Below are 17,562 nucleotides of genomic sequence, written 5' to 3' on the forward strand. Positions count from 1 at the left end.
CGACCGGACGTGAACAGCGGTTGCGCCCGCCCCGGCGGGGACCGGTACAGTCGCTGGGGCCGACCGCGGCGCGCCTGCCGGTGTGCGCATGCAGACAGCGTCGCGTCCGTGCCGAGCGGGTGCATGCGGTCTCCCTCCAGGGATTTCGCGAATGTCTTGTGCGTCTGGCCAAAGAGGTGAGGATGCTCGAAACCGGCGTATCCGAGCTCGGACAGGTCCTCGACGCCCTGGGGCCGTCGCTGCTGCGGCCGCTGACCCCGCTGCCGGAGCGGCCGGTGCCGGTCTCGGGGGTGCTCGTCTTCGAGCGGCGCGCCCCGCTCTCGCCCGTCAGGGGCGCCGTCCTGCTCGCCGTCGGGCTGGGCACGTCCGAGCCGCGGGCGCGGGAGCTGGTCGGCGCGGCGGCCGAGGCAGGGTACGCCTGCCTGGTGGTCAAGAGCTTCGGCGAGCCCGTGGCCGAGCTGGCGGCGGCCGCCCAGCGGTCGGGCGTCGTGCTGCTGGCCGCCGACGAGGCCGTCGCCTGGCACCACCTCGACGCCATGATCTCCTCGGCCCTCGCCTCCACCACCCGGTTCGCGCACGCCACCGGCGCCCCCGCGCTCGGCGACCTGTTCGCCCTGGCCAACGCCATCGCCGCGATGGCGGGCGGCGCCACCGTGATCGAAGACCGGAACCGGCGCATCCTCGCCTACTCGACGCTGCCCGGCCAGGCCATCGACGAGGGCCGCCGCCAGGGCATCCTCGGCCTCCAGGTGCCGGACGGCCCCGACTACGACGCGCAGTACCGCACGATCGCCCAGGTGGTGCGGACCTGCCGGTTCCCGGCCATCCCCGGCGGGCTGCCGCGGCTCGGCGTCGCGGTCCGCGCGGGGAGCGAGGAGCTGGGCTCGATCTGGGTCGTCGACGCCGGCGACTCCCTCGACTCCGCCGCCGAGCAGGCGCTCTCCGACGTGGCCGACATCGTCTCGCTGCACCTGCTCGCGGCCCGCACCGCGGACGACGCCGTGCGGCGCAGGCGGGCCGACCTGTTGCGGCGGCTGCTCGCCGACCCGAGCAGCGTCACCGCGGTGGCCCCCCAGCTCGGGCTCGATCCGGGCCTGCCCGTCGCGGTGGCCGCGTTCGCCGTCGTCCCGGACGAGGCCGAGGAGGTGCTCGCCGCGCACGCGGCCACCCGGCTCGCCGACCTGGTGAGCCTGCACTGCGAGACCCACTACGGCCGGCACGGCTGCGCGCTGATCGACGGGACGGTCTACGCCCTGCTCCCGAGCGGCCCTTCGCCGAACGCCCACCGCGAACTGGTCGCCGACATCGCCCGCCGGGCCCACGGCGCGCTGCGCGTGCCCGTCCAGGCCGGGGTGGGCTCGCTCGTCCAGGGGTTGCGGTCGGTGGCGAGCTCGCGCGCCGACGCCGACCTCGTGCTCCGCGCGCTCGCCGACCGGCCGGGTGCTCCGGGGCCGTGCCAGGTGGCCACGATCGACGAGGTGTGGGCGGGGGCGACGCTGTCGGCGCTGGCCCGCATCCTGGCCTCGCACGAGGCGCTGCCGCGCGCGCTCGGGCCGGCGGTGCGGGCCCACGACCTCGACCACGGCACCACGTACGCCTCCACGATCCTCGCCTACCTCGACGCCAACGGCGACATCGCGGCCGCCTCCCATCGCCTGTCCGTGCACCCGAACACGATCCGGTACCGGCTCGCGCGCGCGGAGGAGATCTTCGGCTTCGACCTCGCCGACCCGGACGAACGCCTGGTGCTGTGGCTGCGCCTCCGCCTGGGAGCCCAGGTCGGCTGGTGACGCCCGTCGCGCTCTGAGCCGACGGACGCCGGCTCGGTGAGCGGGAACGCGGCCAGCGGGGGCGGAACGTGCTCGGGCCGCGCACCGTGCAGCGCATCCACCGAGACGGCGCCGGTGGCGGCGACGGAGGTCAGCGCGGGTTCAGGAGGCCGGGCTCCGGTCGACCCAGGACGGGTCCGCGACGAGGGTCTGGAGCTCGTTCACGAGCCGGGCGGAGTGGAACCCGTCCGCGGCGGCGTGGTGCACCTGGAGTGCGAGGGGGAGCAGCACCCGGCCGTCGCGCTCGGTGTACCGGCCGAGGGTGAAGATGGGGGCGAGGTGGTCCCAGTCGCCGCCGATGTTGAGGTTGAACCCGGTGAAGGACGTCCACGGCAGGCTCGACACGTCGAACGCGTTGGACGGCGGCGACCCCTGCGGGAAGAACTCGGTGGCGCGGGCGTGCTCGGCGAGCAGGGGAGCGGCGACGTCGTGGAAGGCGCCGAAGTCGGGGTCGTAGGGCGCCCACACGCACGCGAACGTCTCGCGTTCGGGGTTGAAGACCGTGAAGGCCGGGTGCACGACGGGCCAGACGGCCGGCTCGCCCGAGGCGGTGAGGCACATCCTGAACTCGTCGTGCCGGTTGACGACCGTGGCGATCGCCCAGACCTGCGCCAGGTAGGACTTGCGCCGCGACCGGCTGAGCGCCGCGGCGAACGCGGTGACGTCGATCTCCACCGTCATCGAGTACGTGCACGGGACGGCCCGGCGGTAGTGCTCGAAGTGCTGCCGGCGCGGCCAGGCATCGATGTCGATCGGGGTGGGGGTGTCCATGCGTACATCATCCCAACCGCCGGGCCGGACGGAATGTCGGCCGCGACGGATACGGTCACCTGCCATGAGCACCCAGTACGGCTGGTCCGGCCTCTTCGCGGTGAAGGGCCTGACCCCTCAGGCCCCCGACGGCCCGCCGCCCGCGCCGGGCAACGGCCTGCACCCCCCGGCCAGTGAGGCGGAGGTCGGCCGGCTCGAAGACCGGCTGGGCACGGCCCTGCCGCCGAGCTACCGGCAGTTCCTGCTGTTCGCCGACGGCTGGGGCGACGACGAGCTCGGCCACACCGTGCTGCCGGCCGCGAGGGTCGGCTGGTTCCGTGACCTCGAGCCCGAGGTCGCCGGGCTGTGGCCGTCGCCCGGCGAACCGGTCTCATGGAGCGTCCCCGACGCGCTCTACTTCGTCTACGGGGCCGAGCAGGACTGCATCAACCTGAGGGAGGAGTACGTGCGCGACACCCTGCTGGTCGGCTACGGGGACGACGGCGAGTTCCTCCTCAACCCCCACGTCAGGACCGCCGACGGCGAGTGGGAGGCCTGGTTCCTCGCGCCCTGGCTGCCGGGCGCCGACCGTCACAGATCCTTCTGGGACCTGATGAGAGCCCAGTAGCTTCCGATGCGCCCCCGCCTCACCCCTGCGCGGGCACGCCGGCGACCGGGGCCGGCTCCCGGCGGACGGGCAGCAGGCGGGCCAGCAGGGCCGTGGCCAGCGCGGCGATCAGCGCGGCCGCCAGCATGCGCTCCAGGATGATCATGTGGATCAGCCACGGCAGCGCCGTCCGCAGGGGCAGCCACACCAGCTCCAGCGCGAGGGCGTAGAGCACCGCCGCGGCCAGCCCCGTCACCATGCCCTTCGCGACCGGCGACGTCCCGGACAACCCGGCCACGCAGGCCGCGAGGGCGGCGCCGGCGGCGGCTCCGGTCGCGATGACGCCCGACAACGCGGTGCCGGAGCTCTGGAAGACGTAGCTGTTGACCGTGCCCGACACCATCGCCGTGACCAGCGCCGCGGCGGCCGCGCAGCCCACCGCCAGGGCGATGCGGCCGGTGCGCCGGGGCGCGGGCGGGCGGCGTTCGCCGAGGGTGACGAAACGTACCGCCATCGGGGTCAGCATGAGCAGGGCGACGGCGAGCAGCAGGAGGATGCCCGCCGACAGGCGGGTGTCCAGCATGATCTGCGCGCTGATCAGGACCTGCGCCAGCGGATCGGAAACAGCGGGATATTTCTGGACGTGGGCAATGATGATGTCGGCCTGGAGGTCGTAGAACGCCCGCGCGCCCAGCGTCACGACCGCCGCGATCAGCACCAGCGGCCCGAGCGCCGACCGCAGCCCGTGCACCCGCGGCGCCCACACCCGCGCCACCCACCGCACCCACATCCCCAGCAGCAGGCCCGCCACCGCCAGCACCACCAGCCCGGCGAGCTGCACCGACACGGGGAACGGCGCCAGCGCGTGGTCGGTCATCCTGCTCGGGGCCAGGACCCAGCCGCCCGCCAGCCCCACGGCCAGGCCCAGCGGCACGTGCACGGCGTCGCTACGCGCCTCCACGGCACGCAACGCCCGCAGCCCCAGCGCGACGGCCAGCAGCAGGGCGAACACCTCCGCCGGCCACGGCAAGGTGTTGGTGCGTCCCTGCGCGGTCAGCGACGTGGCCGGATCCATGGTCAGGGAGAAGCAGCCGCCCAGGGCCAGCGGGAAGACGAAACCCTGGCGTACCAGCGGCTCCTGGTCCTCCAGCGCGGCCCGGCGGACGGCGAGATGCGGGTGGGTGCGCACCCGCAGCGACACCGGCCACCGGCGCGGCGCCGGCGCCTCCTCGAACACGCGGCGCAGCGGCGTCGCGTCCCGCTCCCACGACAGGACGCGGGCGTCGGCCAGCAGCTCACGCGACTGCAGCACCACCGAACGGGTCAGCCACGACAACACCGCCAGCCCGGCGATCTGGGCGGCGAACAACCACGACAGCGCCGCGCGCGCCCCGAACGGCATCTGCTCGGACCGCAGGAACGGCGCCTGCCCCGACACCACCCCGTTCACGGCGGCGAGCAGGCCCGGCACCAGGATCACCGCGGCGTAGGACCGCCACATCGCCAGCGTCACCGCCGTGATGTTCAGGTCCCTGTTGCGCACGTGCGCCAGCTCGTGCAGCACCACCGCCCGGAACAGCGGCCGGTCGCGCTCGAACGACAGCCAGGTGCCCCGGCTGATCACCACGTACCTGCGCCCGGCCCGGCCGAAGGCCAGCCCGGCCACCGCGGGGTTGAGCACGTCGAGCAGGAAGACGACCCGGCGGCCGCCGAGCACCTCCGCCGCCATCCGCCCCAACTCCTCACCGACCTCGCCGGTGACCGGACGCAGCCGCCGGCGGCGGATCCGCCAGGCCGGGCCGAACCAGTACTGCAGCCCGGTGAGCAGGATGAGCGTCGCGAAACAGAGCAACACGCCGAGCCGGAGATCCTGGTGAGCCCCGCGGCTCATCACGTCGCAGGCGGGATCGTCCAGGCCCTTCAGCGCCGCCAGCTGACACGCCTCCCTGACCTTCGCCGGGACCTCCGCCCCCTGCGTCGACAGCAGGTCGAAGATCCCCGGCCGGTAGATCGCGGTCGTCGCGAACGCCAGGCTGATCAGCAGGACGAACGCGGACGTGGTGGCCGACGGCAGACGGCCTGTCATGACGGGTTGCGGGCCAGCTCGCTCACCACCGCGTCGGCCAGCGCGTCGGCCTGCGCCTGCGACATGCCCATCCGGCGCGCCTTCTGGTAGGCGACCTTACGGATCTCGGTCAGCCGGGCCGGCGGCAACGGCGGCGGGCCCGCCGGCTGCGCCTCGGGCAGCTCCCGCGGACGACGGCGCAACCGGCCGATCAGCCGGCCGGTCCACGAGCCGACGTCCTTTCCCACGTCCGCGAGCACCGTGGTCACGACGCCGGAGACGATCGCCGTCACCAGCAGCTCGTCCACTCCCGGCAGCCCGAATCCGAGCGGATCCCGATGGGACCTCGACCTGGTCCTGCCGCCGAGCGCGTCCCAGGTCTGGTCGAACAGCGGGAGTTCGGCGGGAGCGATCCTCGTCACGACCCGGCGGCTGAGATCCTTGGCGAACACATCGGACACCTGGCCCTCCAACAGGGAGATTCCGTTGCCTGAAATATAGGCAGCCCCGAGGCCGGATGTCCGTGGATAATCACGGTCCGGCCCGTCTCGCGCCGCATTTCCTTCCGTGACCCGCCCGATGACCGGACGCCGTCCTAGTCGCCGTGCAGCCCGTCGGGGTCGCAGTAGTCGATCTCGTTCGTCGGCTTGAAGTCGGTCACGATGATCTCGCGCCGGAACGGGCCGCCGCTCTCCATCTCCTCGGCCGACGCCTCGAAGGTGAACCGCTGCATGGGGCGCAGCAGCCTGCCGGAGATGACCACCGGCCTGCGCACCGAATAGATGGCGGGGAACGGGCAGCAGTAGTAGCTCCCGAGCGGCTTGCCCGCCGCGTCGACGGCGTAGGCGATGGCGCCGTCCCGGAAGGCGGCGTCGATCTGCGCCTGGATGTGGAGGGTGGCGGCCGGGTCGGGGTCGTACTCCCACATCTCCTTGACGGCCTGCCGGGCCTTGGGGTCGGCCTGCCAGTAGTCCCGCCGTTGCGGGTCGGTCAGGCACCAGGGGTCGAGGTCGCGCAGGCTCGCGTCGAGGGACTGGTACGTCGCCGCGGGCCTGGTGGCGGTGCTCTGGTAGGTGGCGATGTGCCTGGGCATCGCGATGAGCTGGCCCACGTGGTAGTAGAGCTCCAGCGACCGCTGGAGCCGTTGCTCGATCGCCTCGTGCAGGCTCGGCTGCGGATCGGCCTTGAGCAGCCCCTCGGCGTAGTCGGCGGCGGTGGCGGCCTCGGCCACGAGCTGGCGCAGCCGCTGCAGGTCGGCCTGGTGGTCGTGGTCGTCGGCGACGGTCTGCTCGAACACGCCGAAGGCCACCTCGGCGTGCCGGCGGATCGCGCGGGTGGCGGCCAGCATGCCGTGCAGATGCGGCAGCGGGCACGGGTCCGCCTCGGCCCATTCGGGCAGGTCGGCGGGCAGCTGGAGCTCTGTCTCGACCAGATAGCGGGTGTTGCCGGCCGCCTGCCTCGCGCGCGACACCCAGCCTTCCACCTGGGCGAAGCAGGCGGCCACCTGCCGGCTGGTGACCGGCGGCACGTAGCCCGCGGTGCGCGGGTCGGCGCTGTAGTCGGAGTCGAGCAGCTGCTCGCCGATGGTCTGCAGGACGAACGCGTTCCAGGTGCACAGCAGCTGCCCTGAGGCGGACCGCGGGTCGTGCCAGAGGTTGACGCCTTCCTGGACCAGGCGTAACCGCAGCTCCTCGGCGCGCTCCAGCTCGGTGTAGACCAGCCCCCCGGCCCGCCGGTACGCCTCCAGCTCGTCCGCGCGCACCTCGCCCTTGTACGCCGCGACCATCCGCGTCATCAGCGTCGGCCGCGCCGGATCATTGGCCATCATGTACGTCCCCGTCCTCTTCCCCGTGGCGATTGATGATCCGTACCCTAAGCCGCCGTCCCCTCGGCGGGCCATCCATGGCGAGCTCCGGGATTGGCCCGCGCGGCACGGAGGTGACGCCCTACGATCGGGGGATGGCCGTCCCCGAGCTGATCCGCATCGTGACGCGTTCCTCTCCGATGGCGCTCGCCCAGGTCGAGCGCGTCCGGCGGGAGCTGGCCGACCGGCATCCCGGCATCCGCACCGAGGTCGTCCCGGTCACCACGTCCGGCGACCGGTGGCAGGGGGCCCTGTCGGCGCTGGGCGGCAAGGGCGCGTTCACCAAGGAGGTCGACGAGGCGCTCCTGGCCGGTCAGGCCGACCTGGCGGTCCACTGCATGAAGGACGTGCCCGCCGACCGCCCGCTGCCGGCCGGCACGGTGTTCGCGGCCTTCCTCAAGCGTGACGACCTGCGCGACGCGCTCGTGCACCCCGGCGGCCTGAAGCTGGACGCGCTGCCCGAGGGCACCCGGATCGGCACGTCGTCGGTCCGGCGCGTGGCCCAGCTGGCCGCGTCCCACCCGCATCTGCGGTGCGTGCCGATGCGCGGCAACGCCAACCGGCGCCTGGACAAGCTGGACGCGGGCGAGGCCGACGCGCTGCTGCTGGCGGTGGCCGGGCTGGAGCGCATCGGCCGGCCGGACCGCATCACCGAGGCGCTGTCGCTGGAGACGATGTGCCCGCCGATCGGCGCGGGCGTGCTGGCCCTGCAGTGCCGGGAGGACGACACGGCGACCGTCGACGCGGTCGCCGGTCTGGGACATGCCGACACGTGGCGGGAGATCACGGCGGAGCGCATGCTGCTGCACGTGCTCCAGGGCCACTGCAACTCGCCCATCGCCGGTCACGCCCGCGCCGAGCGCGACGGCCGGTTGTCGTTGCGCGCCCGGGTCTTCTCCCCCGACGGCAAGCGGGTGCTCGACGCGCACGAGTGGGCCGGCCCGCTCGACCCGGCGACGCTCGGCACCTCCGTCGCGGTCGCGCTGCTCCGCCAGGGCGCCCGCGAACTGATCGACACCATCCCCCACTGAACGGCAGGCCGGCCGGCGTGCCGCCTAGGTCGTGACGGCCGCCGCCGCCTCCTTGTCGCCGAGGGGTTCGTCGCCGTGCAGCAGCCACTCCAGCGTGGCGGGGGTGGCGTCGAAGTGCCCGGCGTGCCCGGCGTCGGGCTGGACGGTGAGGGTGGCGGTGGGGATGCGGGCGGCGAGCCAGCGGGCGTGCGCGACCGGCACGACCCCGTCCAGCTCGCCGTGCCACAGCCGGACCGGGACGGTGATGGCGGCGGGGTCCAGCCCCCAGGGGCTGCCGAAGAGGGCGATGACGTCGTCGGCCCAGCCGCCGAGGCCGGGACGGACCGCCTCGGCGTACGCGGCCGACAACATGGCGCTGACCTCGGGACGCGTCAGGACGGCGGCCTCGAACGGCGGCAACTGCGGCGGCCCGGACGAGTCCGCCCCCAGGTGGGCGATCATGGCCTCGCGATCCTGGAGGGCGACCGCGGCGCTGCGCCGGTTGCCCTCCATCATCCCGGCCGTCCAGTCCAGCCCTTCGGCGTCGCGCGGGGCCAGCGCCGCCAGCGAGGCGACCCGGACGGCCCGGCCGGGGTGGCGGGCGGCGAACGCCAGCGCGTGCGGCCCGCCGCCGGAGACCCCGTAGACGGCGACCTCGTCGAGGCCGAGCGCGTCGGCCACGGCGGCGACGTCTTCCGCGCCGTCCACCACGCGCCGTCCCGGCAGCGGCGTCGAGCTCCCGAAACCGGGGCGGTCGAAGGTGATCAATCGGATGCCGAGCCTGGTGAACAAGGAGTCGTCGGGGTGGCGGGCCAGGCGTCCCATGGGGCTGCCGTGCAGGTAGAAGACGGGCGTCCCGTCGGGGACGCCCCACTGCTCCACGGCAAGGGCGCGGCCGTCTCGCGTGATCACTGTGTGCACTCCGCCACGGTAGCCATCAGCGACACCCGGGTATCAGTGGTTTCATTCCCGGCGAAACAGACCAATCGCCAGCCGGGGCGGAAACGTCCCGGGTCAGCGGGGGCGGGCAAGGGGGCGTCCGGGGTGAAGTGCTGGTCGTCGAGGTGTGCGACGGCATGGTCGATGGCGCCGGTGACCACGCACTCGTCACCCAGGGCAGAGGCGCGCAGGTCGGGCAGGCGCATGCAGGCGCGTGCCAGGCGGTCGCGCAGAGGCGGCAGCAGCACGTCGGCCGACCGCGAGAACCCGCCGCCCAGCACGACGACCTGCGGGTCGAGCAGGAGCACCATCGCGCTGGTGCCGACGGCCAGGTCGTCGACGTACCGGTCGACCGCCGCCAGCGCCACCGGGTCGCCCGCGCGGGCGGCGGCCAGGGTGTAGCCGGCGGCGTCCGCGGGTGGGACGCCCTCGGGGATGATCGCGCAGCGCTGCAGGTGCTCGGACGCGTCGAACCAGCGCGCCTGCGGCAGCATGGCGATCTCGCCGGACGCCGCGCCGAACCCGCGGTGCACCTTGCCGTCGATGATGAGCGCCGCGCCCATCCGGCGGCCGACGTGCAGGAACACCGCGTGATCGACGTCGCGCGCGGCCCCGCGCGCCGCCTCGGCCCGGGCGGCCAGACGGCTGTCGTTCTCGACGAGCACCTCGCAGGGGAACAACCGGCGCAGGTGCCCGGCCAGGTCGAAGCCGGTCCAGGCGGGAATGGCGGCGCAGTACAGGATGCGCCCCTCGGGGGTGATCACGCCGATCGTGCCCGCAGCGAGGATCCACACGTCCTCGATGGTCTTGCCGCCCAGCGCCAGGCAGCCCGCGACCGCCCGTTCGATCGCGGCCAGCCGCTCGGGAAGGGGGGTGTCCGGCTCCACGGGCTGGCGGGTCTCGGAGAGGATCACGCCGTTGAGGTCCGCCAGGGCGGCCCGGATGTTGTGGCCGCCTATGTCCAGCCCGACCAGATGGCCGCTCCCGGCGCGGAACCGGTAGCGGCGGGCCGGCCGGCCGACCGTGCCCTGTGCGGGCGGGGTCTCCTCCACCCAGCCGAGCGTCATCAGCTCGTCCACGACCTCCTTGGTCGAGGGGCGCGACAGGCCGGTCCGCTCGGCCAGGGTCGTCAGCGTCAGAGGCCCGGCGGCGCGCAGTGCCGCGATCGCGGTCAGGGTGTTGAGCTGCCTGAGTCGTGACAGGTCGCCGCCGCGAAGTGTCCGGGCCATCGTCCTCCTAACGCAGGTCTCCTCAATAACTCGGGCTCCAGTATGCCAGCCCGCGGAGGCTCAAAGGTGAGCAAGGGAGGCGGATTCGCGCAGAAATGAGCATTGACCCCTGCTTCGGGCCGGTGCTAGTAATGAAGCGCTCCTTCGTAAAGGAGGTCGGCACGGACCTCCCGCCGACGGGCACCGTCGGTCATGCCCGGGAACGCGCCCAGGGCGAAGAGTCTCCCCCGTCAGCTCCGAGAGGCCGCTTAATGATCGTCCCCAAGCCCCTGACCTACGAGGCCGGACCGGGCCGCTTCGTCATCGACCGGAGCACCGCGCTCACCGCCGATCCCGCGCTCGGCGAGGTCGCCGCGTGGCTGCGCGGCGAGCTCAGCCAGGTCACCGGCGGCGAGCTGCTGCCCGGCAGCCCGGGACCGGCGACGATCAGGCTCGGCCTGGACGACCTGCCTCCCGACGCCTACCGGCTGACCGTCACCCCCGGCGAGGTCACGCTCGACGCCGGATCGGCGACCGGCGCCTTCCACGGCGCGCAGACGCTGCGTCAGCTGCTGCCGCCCGCCGCCTTCCGCCGGGCGGGCACGCGCGGGTCGCTGGAACTGCCCGCCGTCCACGTGGCGGACCGTCCCCGCTTCGCCTGGCGCGGCGCGATCCTCGACGTGGCCCGGCACTTCATGACCAAGGCGGACGTGCTGCGCTTCATCGACCTGATGGCCCTGCACAAGCTGAACGTCCTGCACCTGCACCTCACCGACGACCAGGGCTGGCGCATCGAGATCAAGCGTTACCCGCGCCTGACCGAGATCGGCTCCTGGCGCAAGGAGAGCCAGGTCGGCTGGCTGGGGGAGATGGACGGCCGGCCGCACGGCGGCTTCTACACCCAGGACGACCTCCGCGAGATCGTCGCCTACGCCGCCCGCCGCCACATCTCGGTCGTGCCGGAGATCGACCTGCCCGGCCACACCCAGTCGGCCATCGCCGCCCACCCCGAGCTGGGCAACCTCGACACCCCGCTCGGCGTGGGCACGACCTGGGGCGTCGGGCACAACGTGCTCAACGTCGAGGACGCCACGATCGCCTTCTTCAAGAACGTGCTGGACGAGGTGCTGGAGCTGTTCCCCGGCCCGTACGTGTGCGTCGGCGGCGACGAGTGCCCCAAGGAGCAGTGGCGGCGCAGCCCGTCGGCCCAGCGCCGGATCAGGGAACTGGGCCTGCGCGACGAGGAGGAGCTGCAGAGCTGGTTCATCCGCCAGTTCGACGACTACCTGACCGAGCGGGGGCGGCGCCTGGTCGGCTGGGACGAGATCCTGGAGGGCGGCCTCGCCCCCGGCGCGGTGGTCGCCTCCTGGCGGGCCGACCTGGGCGCCGTGGCCGCCGCGCGCGCCGGGCACGACGTCGTCAACTGCTCCAACACCGCCGTCTACCTGGACTACCGGCAGAGCGAGCGCGACGACGAGCCGATGCCGTTCCGGACCGTGCTCACCCTTGAGGACGTCTACGCCTTCGAACCCGTCCCGCCGGAGCTGCGCGGCGAACCGGCCGCCGAACGGGTGCTCGGCGCCCAGTGCGGGGTCTGGACGGAGCTGATCGACTCCACCCGGCACGTCGACTACATGGCCTTCCCCCGGCTGGCGGCCTTCGCCGAGACCGTCTGGTCGGGCCCCGAGCGGGACCTGGCCGACTTCCGCCGCCGCCTGGCCGCCCACCTGCCGCGCCTGGACGCGATCGGCGTCGAGTACCGGCGCGAGTCCGGCCCGCTGCCCTGGCAGAGACGGCCGGGGGTGCCCGGCATGCCGGAGGAGCGCGACGAGTGGCAGGCGACGCTCGACTCCTGGACCGCCAACCTCAGGGACGCGCCGTGAGGACGTCCATGACAGGCCGGCTCGCCGACCTGTGGGAGCGCACCGTGCCCTGGCGCTGGCTGACGCCGAGCACGCTGCTCATCGCCGGTGTGGTCGGCTTCCCCGCGCTGTACATGGTCTACATGTCCTTCCTCGACATCAGCAGGATCGGGCTGGTCAGGGGCATGGCGGGGCTGGACAACTACGCCCGGCTGCTCAAGGAGGACGCGCTCGGCCCGGTGGTCGGCAACACGCTGCTGTGGCTGGTGATCGTCGTCGGCCTGACCATGCTGCTCTCGCTGGCGCTGGCGCAGTTCCTGTCCAAGCCGTTCTACGGCCGCAAGTTCGTCCGGCTCGCGCTGGTGGTGCCGTGGGCGACCTCGCTGGTGATGACCGCCACCGTGTGGCGCTTCATCTACGAGGGCGGCAACGGGCTGCTCAACCGGCTGCTGATGGACCTGTCGATCATCTCCGCACCGGTCGACTGGTACAAGGACCCGGCCACCGCGCTGTACTCGATCATGGCGGTCGGGATCATCACCTCGATGCCGTTCACCACCTACGTGCTGCTGTCCGGGCTGCAGACGGTGCCGCACGACGTGCTGGAGGCCGCCCGGATGGACGGCGCGAGCGCGTGGGCGACCTGGCGGCGGGTGACGCTGCCGATCCTGCGGCCGTCGCTCATGATCGCGTTCGTGCTCAACATGTTGCACGTCTTCAACGCGTTCACGGTCATCTGGGTGATCATGGGCAAGACGGCGGGCACCCACGCCGACACGACCGTGACCTGGCTGTACAAGATCGCCTTCACCGCGCAGCTCGACTCGGGGAGGCGGCCGCGCTCGGCGTGCTCAACGTGGCCTTCCTGCTGCTGCTCATCCTGGCCTTCGTGCTGGTCCTGCGGCCGCACCGCAACCCGGCGGCGAGCGAGGAGACTCCCGCGCCGGCGGCGGAAGGTGCCGCCGAGGAGGCTCCCGGGGCCTCCGGGGCGCCCGTGGCCGCGCCGCGCGGTCCGGTTCCCGTCCGGCGCGGCAGGCCGGTGCTGGCGCGGGCGGGCCGGGGGTGGGCGCGGATCCGTCCCGTCGCGCTGCCGGTCATCGGGTTCGCGGTGGCGCTGTTCTTCCTCGCCCCGTACGCCGCGATGTTGCTGGGATCGCTCAAGACCGACGCCGAGCTGTTCGCCGTCCCGGCCGACTACCTGCCCAGGAGCTGGGCGTGGTCCAACTACGCCGACGTGTGGCGGCGCATCCCGCTGGCCGACTACTTCCGGGTCAGCCTGACCGTCGCGCTCGCCTCGACGGCGCTGGTGCTGCTCGTCGCCGCGCCCGCGGCCTACGTGCTGGCCCGCTCCAGGTTCAGGGGGCGTACGGCGTTCCTCAGCGTGATCCTGGTGACCCAGATGTTCCCCGCCGTCGCGCTGCTCATCGGCCTGTACCGGCAGGCGGTGTTCGTGGACGGCGTGAACAGCTACTTCGTGATCATCGCCATCAACTCCGCCTTCAACCTCGCCTTCGCCGTCTGGATCCTGCACGCCCACTTCGGCGCGATCCCGGTGGAGATCGACGAGGCCGCCATGATGGACGGTCTCGGCAGGTTCCGGATCATGCTGCGCATGATCCTGCCGCTGGCCGCCCCCGGCCTCGTCACCGTGATGATCTTCACCTTCATCCAGGTGTGGAACGAGTTCGTCATCGCGCTGACGCTCTTCAACGACCCGGCGGGCGGCCGCGTGCCGCTCACGGTCGGCGTCCAGCAGTTCGTCGGCCTGTACGAGACCAACTACCAGTACCTGTTCGCCGCGGCGCTCATGGCGATCGTGCCCGCGGTGATCCTGTTCGCGCTCATCGAGAAGCACCTGGTGAGCGGCCTCACCGCGGGCAGCACCAAGTGACCACGAGAAAGATCGGTGTGAGATGACCCCCACAAGACGACGACGGCTCGGCGGCCTGGCCGCGTTCACCGGTCTCGTGCTCGCGCTGACCGCGTGCGGCGGCGGCTCGGACGGCGGCTCGGGCGGCGGCTCGGACGGTGCCGGCCAGAACTCGATCAAGCTGGTCGTGGCCCAGTACACCGAGGGCACCCGGCCCTACTGGGACGAGCTGATCGCCTCCTTCGAGGCCGGGCACCCCGGCAAGAACGTCGAGCTGCAGGTCATCGACTGGGGCAACCTGCAGAGCCAGGTCAACACCATGGTCCAGACCAAGCAGTTCCCCGACATCCTGAACGGCAACGTCTTCGCCGACTACGCCGAGGCCGGCCTGCTGTACCGGGCCGAGGAGGTGGTGTCGAAGGAGGTGCTGTCGGACTTCCTGCCGTCCTTCGCCGAGAACGCCTCCTACGACCGCGTCCAGTACGGGCTGCCGTTCGTCGCCACCGTCAACGGCATGTACTACAACAAGAAGATCCTCAAGGAGGCCGGCCTCGACAAGCCGCCGGCCACCTGGGACGAGCTGCGCGCGGCGGCCAAGGCGATCAAGGCGCTGCCCGGCGGGTACGTGCCGTACGCGCTGGCACTCGGCGCCGAGGCCGGCGGCTACGAGTTCGGCGCCTGGCTGCGGGCCGACGGCGCCGACTGGCGTACCGACGGCAAGTGGACCGTCAACGGCGAGCGCGCCGTCGAGACGCTGCAGTTCCTCAAGTCGCTGGCCGCGGACGGGTACACCCAGCCGAACCCGGGCCAGACCAACCGCCCCGACGGCACCTGGCCGCTGTTCGCCCAGGGCAAGGCCGCCATGGTGTACGCGTCCTTCGGCACCCGGGCCTTCCTGGAGCAGGTGGACAAGGCGGGCATCGAGTACGGCACCGCGCCGTTCCCCACCAACCACGGCGCCGAACCGGCCACGCACGGCATCCAGGACTACCTGATGGCCTTCAAGAAGGACGGCAACCAGCAGCTCGTCCGCGAGTTCCTCGACTACTTCTACCAGGCCGACAACTACACCAAGTACCTCAAGGTGGAGGGCCTGCTGCCGACGACCGCGTCCGCCTCGGCGCTCATGCGGCAGGACCCGAAGGTGAGCCCCATCGTGGACATGGTGGCCAAGGCCCGCTTCGACCCGACGTCCGAGCCGGTCTGGGCGGAGCTGCGCGGCACGCTGGCCGCCGAGCTGGGCGGCGCGCTGGCGCCCGGCAGCGACCCGCGCGCCGTGCTGACCAAGTTCCAGCAGATCACCGACCACTCCTGACCGCCGCACCCGGGCCGTCATCCCGCCGCGCGACGGGACGACGGCCCTACGGGCCCGCACGGCTTCCGCGAAGGAATAGCGGTTTTCCGTAGGAAAAGCGGAGGGACTTCGCCATGGTCGCGGAACGCGGGTGATCCATAGCGTTGGGCGGGTGCTCAGAAACATCGTCGCCGTGCTCTGCCTCGCCCTGCCCCTCGCGTCCGGCCCGGCGCCGCCCCAGGACCTCACCCCCTCGTCGGTGGACGCCTTCGTCACCGGCTACCGCGAGGCGACCGGGCTCCCCGGGGTCGCGGTCGCGATCACCAAGGGCGGGCGGGTCGTGCACGCCGCCGGGTACGGCCGGACCGCCTCCGGCGAGCCGGTGACGACGGACACGCCCATGGCCGTGGCATCGGTCAGCAAGTCCTTCACCTCGCTCGCCGTCCTGCAACTGGTGGAGAAGGGCCAGGTCGAGCTGGACAGGCCGGTGCGCGGCTACCTGCCCGAGTTCACCATGGCCGATCCCAGGGCCGCCCGGATCACGGTGCGGCAGTTGCTCAACCAGACGTCCGGCATGGCCGACTCGGCCTTCCACGAGAAGAGCCTGCCCCAGCCCCGCACGCTCGAAGGCGCCGTGGCACGGCTGAGGACGGCGAGGCTCGCCACGGAACCGGGCACCGCCTTCAGCTACCACAACACCAACTACCAGGTCGCCGCGCGGCTGGTCGAGGTGGTGAGCGGGCAGCCGTTCGCGGCGTACCTGCACGCGCACGTCTTCACGCCCCTCGGCATGCGCGACAGCAGGACGGTCGACACCGACCGCGACCTGCCCGGCAGTGCCCGCGGCCATCTGGTCGTCCTCGGCCGGGCCGTGGCCGTGCCGGAGCCGTCCGGGTTCGGCAACGGCTCGGGCGGGATCCTCAGCACCGCCGGCGACATGGGCCGGTGGCTGATCGCGCAGAACAACGGCGTCCTCTCCCCTCGCAGTGTCAAGGAGATGCGCACGCCGTCCGAGCAGGACGGGGAGTACGCCCTCGGCTGGGAGATCGGCGAAACCGCCCGCGGCACCCCCGTCGTCCGGCACGACGGCGACCTGTTCACCTCCACGGCCGCCCAGCTGCTGATGCCGGAGTCGGGGTACGGCGTCGCGGTCATGGCGAACACCGGGACGGCCTTCGGCGACGCCGGCGCCCTCATGGACGGCCTGGTCGCCCTGATCGAGGGCGGCACACCCGAGATCCCCTCCGCGCCGCCCCACCTCGTCACCGACATCCTGTTCGTCCTGCTGACCCTGGCGACCGCCGGGCTGGCCGTACGGGGCGTGGCCCGCTCCCGGCGCTGGGCCGTCGTGCGCCGGGGGTGGCGGCGGTGGCCGCTGCTGCCGTATCTGGCCCCGCTCGCGCTGTGCGTCACGATCGTCCCGATCATGCGGGTGCTCCTCCGGGGTGGCGACATCATGTGGATCCAGGTGGTCTATCTCTATCCGACGTTCATGATCTGCTTGGTGACGGCCGCGGTCGCGGGCGCGGCGGTGACGGCCGCACGGCTCTACGCCGCGGCCCGCACGGGCCGCTGAGTGGGAGGGCGAGAAGGCATGGACGTGTACGAAGCCGTGGACAGCCGCCGGGCGGTGCGAACGTTCAGCGACGAGCCGGTCCCCAAAGAGGTGCTCGAACGTGTGCTGACCGCCGCGACGCGGGCTCCGTCGAGCGGGAACCTCCAGCCGTGGCGGCTGTACGTCGTGGCAGGGGAGCCGCTGGCCGAGCTGAAACGGCGGGCGACCGCCAGGGCGCGGGCGGGGGACCCGGGTGACGAGCGGGAGTATCCGATGTACCCGGCCGAGCTGACCTCGCCGTACCTGGACCGTTTCGCCGCCGCGGCCGCCCAGCGGTACCAGGCGCTGGGCATCGAGCGTGACGACCCCGACCGGCCCAGGAAGATCGCCGCCCTGAACTCGGCGGCGTTCGGGGCGCCGGTCGTCCTGTTCTGCTACCTCGACCAGGCCATGGGCCCCGGGCAGTGGGGGGACGCGGGGATGTACCTGCAGACGGTCATGTTGTTGCTGAGGGCGGAAGGGCTGCACAGCTGCCCCCAGGTGATGTGGACGATGTACCGCGAGACCGTCAGCCGGACCGTCGGCGCCCATGACGGGCTTGTCCTGTTCTGTGGTGTCGCGGTGGGCTTCGAGAGGGAGGGCGTGCCGCGGCTGCGTACCGGGCGGGCGGACCTGGCGGAGACGGTGAGCTTCGTCGGGGTGTGACGCC

At 72.7% G+C, this 17,562-nt stretch carries 15 protein-coding genes; 9 read left to right on the forward strand and 6 right to left on the reverse strand.

Translation table 11 applies throughout. The annotated features are described in order from the left end of the window. Positions 1-182: 182 nt before the first annotated feature. Positions 183-1,790, forward strand: a complete 1,608-nt coding sequence (locus ACNF49_RS26010; RefSeq protein ID WP_482945307.1) for a PucR family transcriptional regulator — start codon at positions 183-185, stop codon at positions 1,788-1,790. Between the two features lie 141 nt (positions 1,791-1,931). Here the strand turns inward: ACNF49_RS26010 and catA are convergent, their stop codons facing one another. After that, positions 1,932-2,600: a type A chloramphenicol O-acetyltransferase gene (catA, locus tag ACNF49_RS26015; RefSeq protein WP_482945308.1), complete on the reverse strand. Its 669-nt coding sequence runs from the start codon at positions 2,598-2,600 to the stop codon at positions 1,932-1,934. 64 nt (positions 2,601-2,664) lie between these two features. Between catA and ACNF49_RS26020 the strand changes: the two genes are divergently transcribed. Next, positions 2,665-3,207 (forward strand): SMI1/KNR4 family protein, encoded by a 543-nt coding sequence (locus ACNF49_RS26020; RefSeq protein ID WP_482945309.1) that lies wholly within the window; start codon positions 2,665-2,667, stop codon positions 3,205-3,207. Between the two features lie 19 nt (positions 3,208-3,226). On the opposite strand, the gene ACNF49_RS26025 is transcribed toward ACNF49_RS26020, so the two are convergent. From ACNF49_RS26025 to ACNF49_RS26035, 3 genes are all read right to left on the reverse strand, one after another. Next, a complete protein-coding gene (locus ACNF49_RS26025) occupies positions 3,227-5,272 on the reverse strand; it encodes a M48 family metalloprotease (RefSeq protein ID WP_482945310.1) in 2,046 nt (681 codons plus the stop codon). Continuing rightward, complete coding sequence (locus tag ACNF49_RS26030) at positions 5,269-5,712, reverse strand: hypothetical protein (RefSeq protein WP_357982380.1); 444 nt, start codon at positions 5,710-5,712, stop codon at positions 5,269-5,271. The genes ACNF49_RS26025 and ACNF49_RS26030 overlap by 4 nt, the downstream gene beginning before the upstream one ends. A gap of 134 nt (positions 5,713-5,846) precedes the next feature. After that, complete coding sequence (locus ACNF49_RS26035) at positions 5,847-7,079, reverse strand: hypothetical protein (RefSeq protein ID WP_482945311.1); 1,233 nt, start codon at positions 7,077-7,079, stop codon at positions 5,847-5,849. 131 nt (positions 7,080-7,210) lie between these two features. Between ACNF49_RS26035 and hemC the strand changes: the two genes are divergently transcribed. Then, a complete protein-coding gene (hemC, locus tag ACNF49_RS26040) occupies positions 7,211-8,146 on the forward strand; it encodes a hydroxymethylbilane synthase (RefSeq protein ID WP_358000956.1) in 936 nt (311 codons plus the stop codon). Between the two features lie 24 nt (positions 8,147-8,170). Here hemC and ACNF49_RS26045 read toward each other — a convergent pair whose 3' ends face one another. Beyond that, complete coding sequence (locus ACNF49_RS26045) at positions 8,171-9,046, reverse strand: alpha/beta fold hydrolase (RefSeq protein WP_482945312.1); 876 nt, start codon at positions 9,044-9,046, stop codon at positions 8,171-8,173. Beyond that, positions 9,034-10,293: an ROK family protein gene (locus tag ACNF49_RS26050; protein WP_482945313.1), complete on the reverse strand. Its 1,260-nt coding sequence runs from the start codon at positions 10,291-10,293 to the stop codon at positions 9,034-9,036. Before ACNF49_RS26050 ends, ACNF49_RS26045 begins: the two co-directional genes overlap by 13 nt. A 251-nt stretch (positions 10,294-10,544) precedes the next feature. On the opposite strand from ACNF49_RS26050, the gene ACNF49_RS26055 reads away from it, so the two are divergent. From ACNF49_RS26055 to ACNF49_RS26080, 6 genes are all read left to right on the forward strand, one after another. After that, positions 10,545-12,155: a beta-N-acetylhexosaminidase gene (locus ACNF49_RS26055; protein WP_482945314.1), complete on the forward strand. Its 1,611-nt coding sequence runs from the start codon at positions 10,545-10,547 to the stop codon at positions 12,153-12,155. An 8-nt stretch (positions 12,156-12,163) separates the two neighbouring features. Further along, positions 12,164-13,414 (forward strand): carbohydrate ABC transporter permease, encoded by a 1,251-nt coding sequence (locus tag ACNF49_RS26060; RefSeq protein WP_482945315.1) that lies wholly within the window; start codon positions 12,164-12,166, stop codon positions 13,412-13,414. Beyond that, on the forward strand, positions 13,333-14,025 hold the full coding sequence (locus ACNF49_RS26065; protein ID WP_482945590.1) for a carbohydrate ABC transporter permease: 693 nt from the start codon (positions 13,333-13,335) through the stop codon (positions 14,023-14,025). Before ACNF49_RS26060 ends, ACNF49_RS26065 begins: the two co-directional genes overlap by 82 nt. A 22-nt stretch (positions 14,026-14,047) precedes the next feature. Next, the gene (locus tag ACNF49_RS26070) at positions 14,048-15,319 is read left to right on the forward strand and encodes an extracellular solute-binding protein (protein WP_357982359.1); all 1,272 of its coding nucleotides are present in this window, start codon (positions 14,048-14,050) and stop codon (positions 15,317-15,319) included. A gap of 151 nt (positions 15,320-15,470) precedes the next feature. Then, positions 15,471-16,874: a serine hydrolase domain-containing protein gene (locus ACNF49_RS26075; RefSeq protein WP_482945316.1), complete on the forward strand. Its 1,404-nt coding sequence runs from the start codon at positions 15,471-15,473 to the stop codon at positions 16,872-16,874. 18 nt (positions 16,875-16,892) lie between these two features. Next, positions 16,893-17,558, forward strand: a complete 666-nt coding sequence (locus ACNF49_RS26080; protein WP_357982350.1) for a nitroreductase — start codon at positions 16,893-16,895, stop codon at positions 17,556-17,558. The last annotated feature ends 4 nt before the right edge of the window (positions 17,559-17,562 follow it).

The sequence above is a fragment of the Actinomadura sp. ATCC 39365 genome, assembly GCF_054392275.1.

What these genes read in the sequence shown, in the direction of transcription:
- ACNF49_RS26010 (WP_482945307.1), top strand. Translation starts at nt 183, where the DNA reads ATGCTCGAAACCGGCGTATCCGAGCTCGGACAGGTCCTCGACGCCCTG.
- catA (WP_482945308.1), bottom strand. Translation starts at nt 2,600, where the DNA reads ATGGACACCCCCACCCCGATCGACATCGATGCCTGGCCGCGCCGGCAG.
- ACNF49_RS26020 (WP_482945309.1), top strand. Translation starts at nt 2,665, where the DNA reads ATGAGCACCCAGTACGGCTGGTCCGGCCTCTTCGCGGTGAAGGGCCTG.
- ACNF49_RS26025 (WP_482945310.1), bottom strand. Translation starts at nt 5,272, where the DNA reads ATGACAGGCCGTCTGCCGTCGGCCACCACGTCCGCGTTCGTCCTGCTG.
- ACNF49_RS26035 (WP_482945311.1), bottom strand. Translation starts at nt 7,079, where the DNA reads ATGATGGCCAATGATCCGGCGCGGCCGACGCTGATGACGCGGATGGTC.
- hemC (WP_358000956.1), top strand. Translation starts at nt 7,211, where the DNA reads ATGGCCGTCCCCGAGCTGATCCGCATCGTGACGCGTTCCTCTCCGATG.
- ACNF49_RS26050 (WP_482945313.1), bottom strand. Translation starts at nt 10,293, where the DNA reads ATGGCCCGGACACTTCGCGGCGGCGACCTGTCACGACTCAGGCAGCTC.
- ACNF49_RS26055 (WP_482945314.1), top strand. Translation starts at nt 10,545, where the DNA reads ATGATCGTCCCCAAGCCCCTGACCTACGAGGCCGGACCGGGCCGCTTC.
- ACNF49_RS26060 (WP_482945315.1), top strand. Translation starts at nt 12,164, where the DNA reads ATGACAGGCCGGCTCGCCGACCTGTGGGAGCGCACCGTGCCCTGGCGC.
- ACNF49_RS26070 (WP_357982359.1), top strand. Translation starts at nt 14,048, where the DNA reads ATGACCCCCACAAGACGACGACGGCTCGGCGGCCTGGCCGCGTTCACC.
- ACNF49_RS26080 (WP_357982350.1), top strand. Translation starts at nt 16,893, where the DNA reads ATGGACGTGTACGAAGCCGTGGACAGCCGCCGGGCGGTGCGAACGTTC.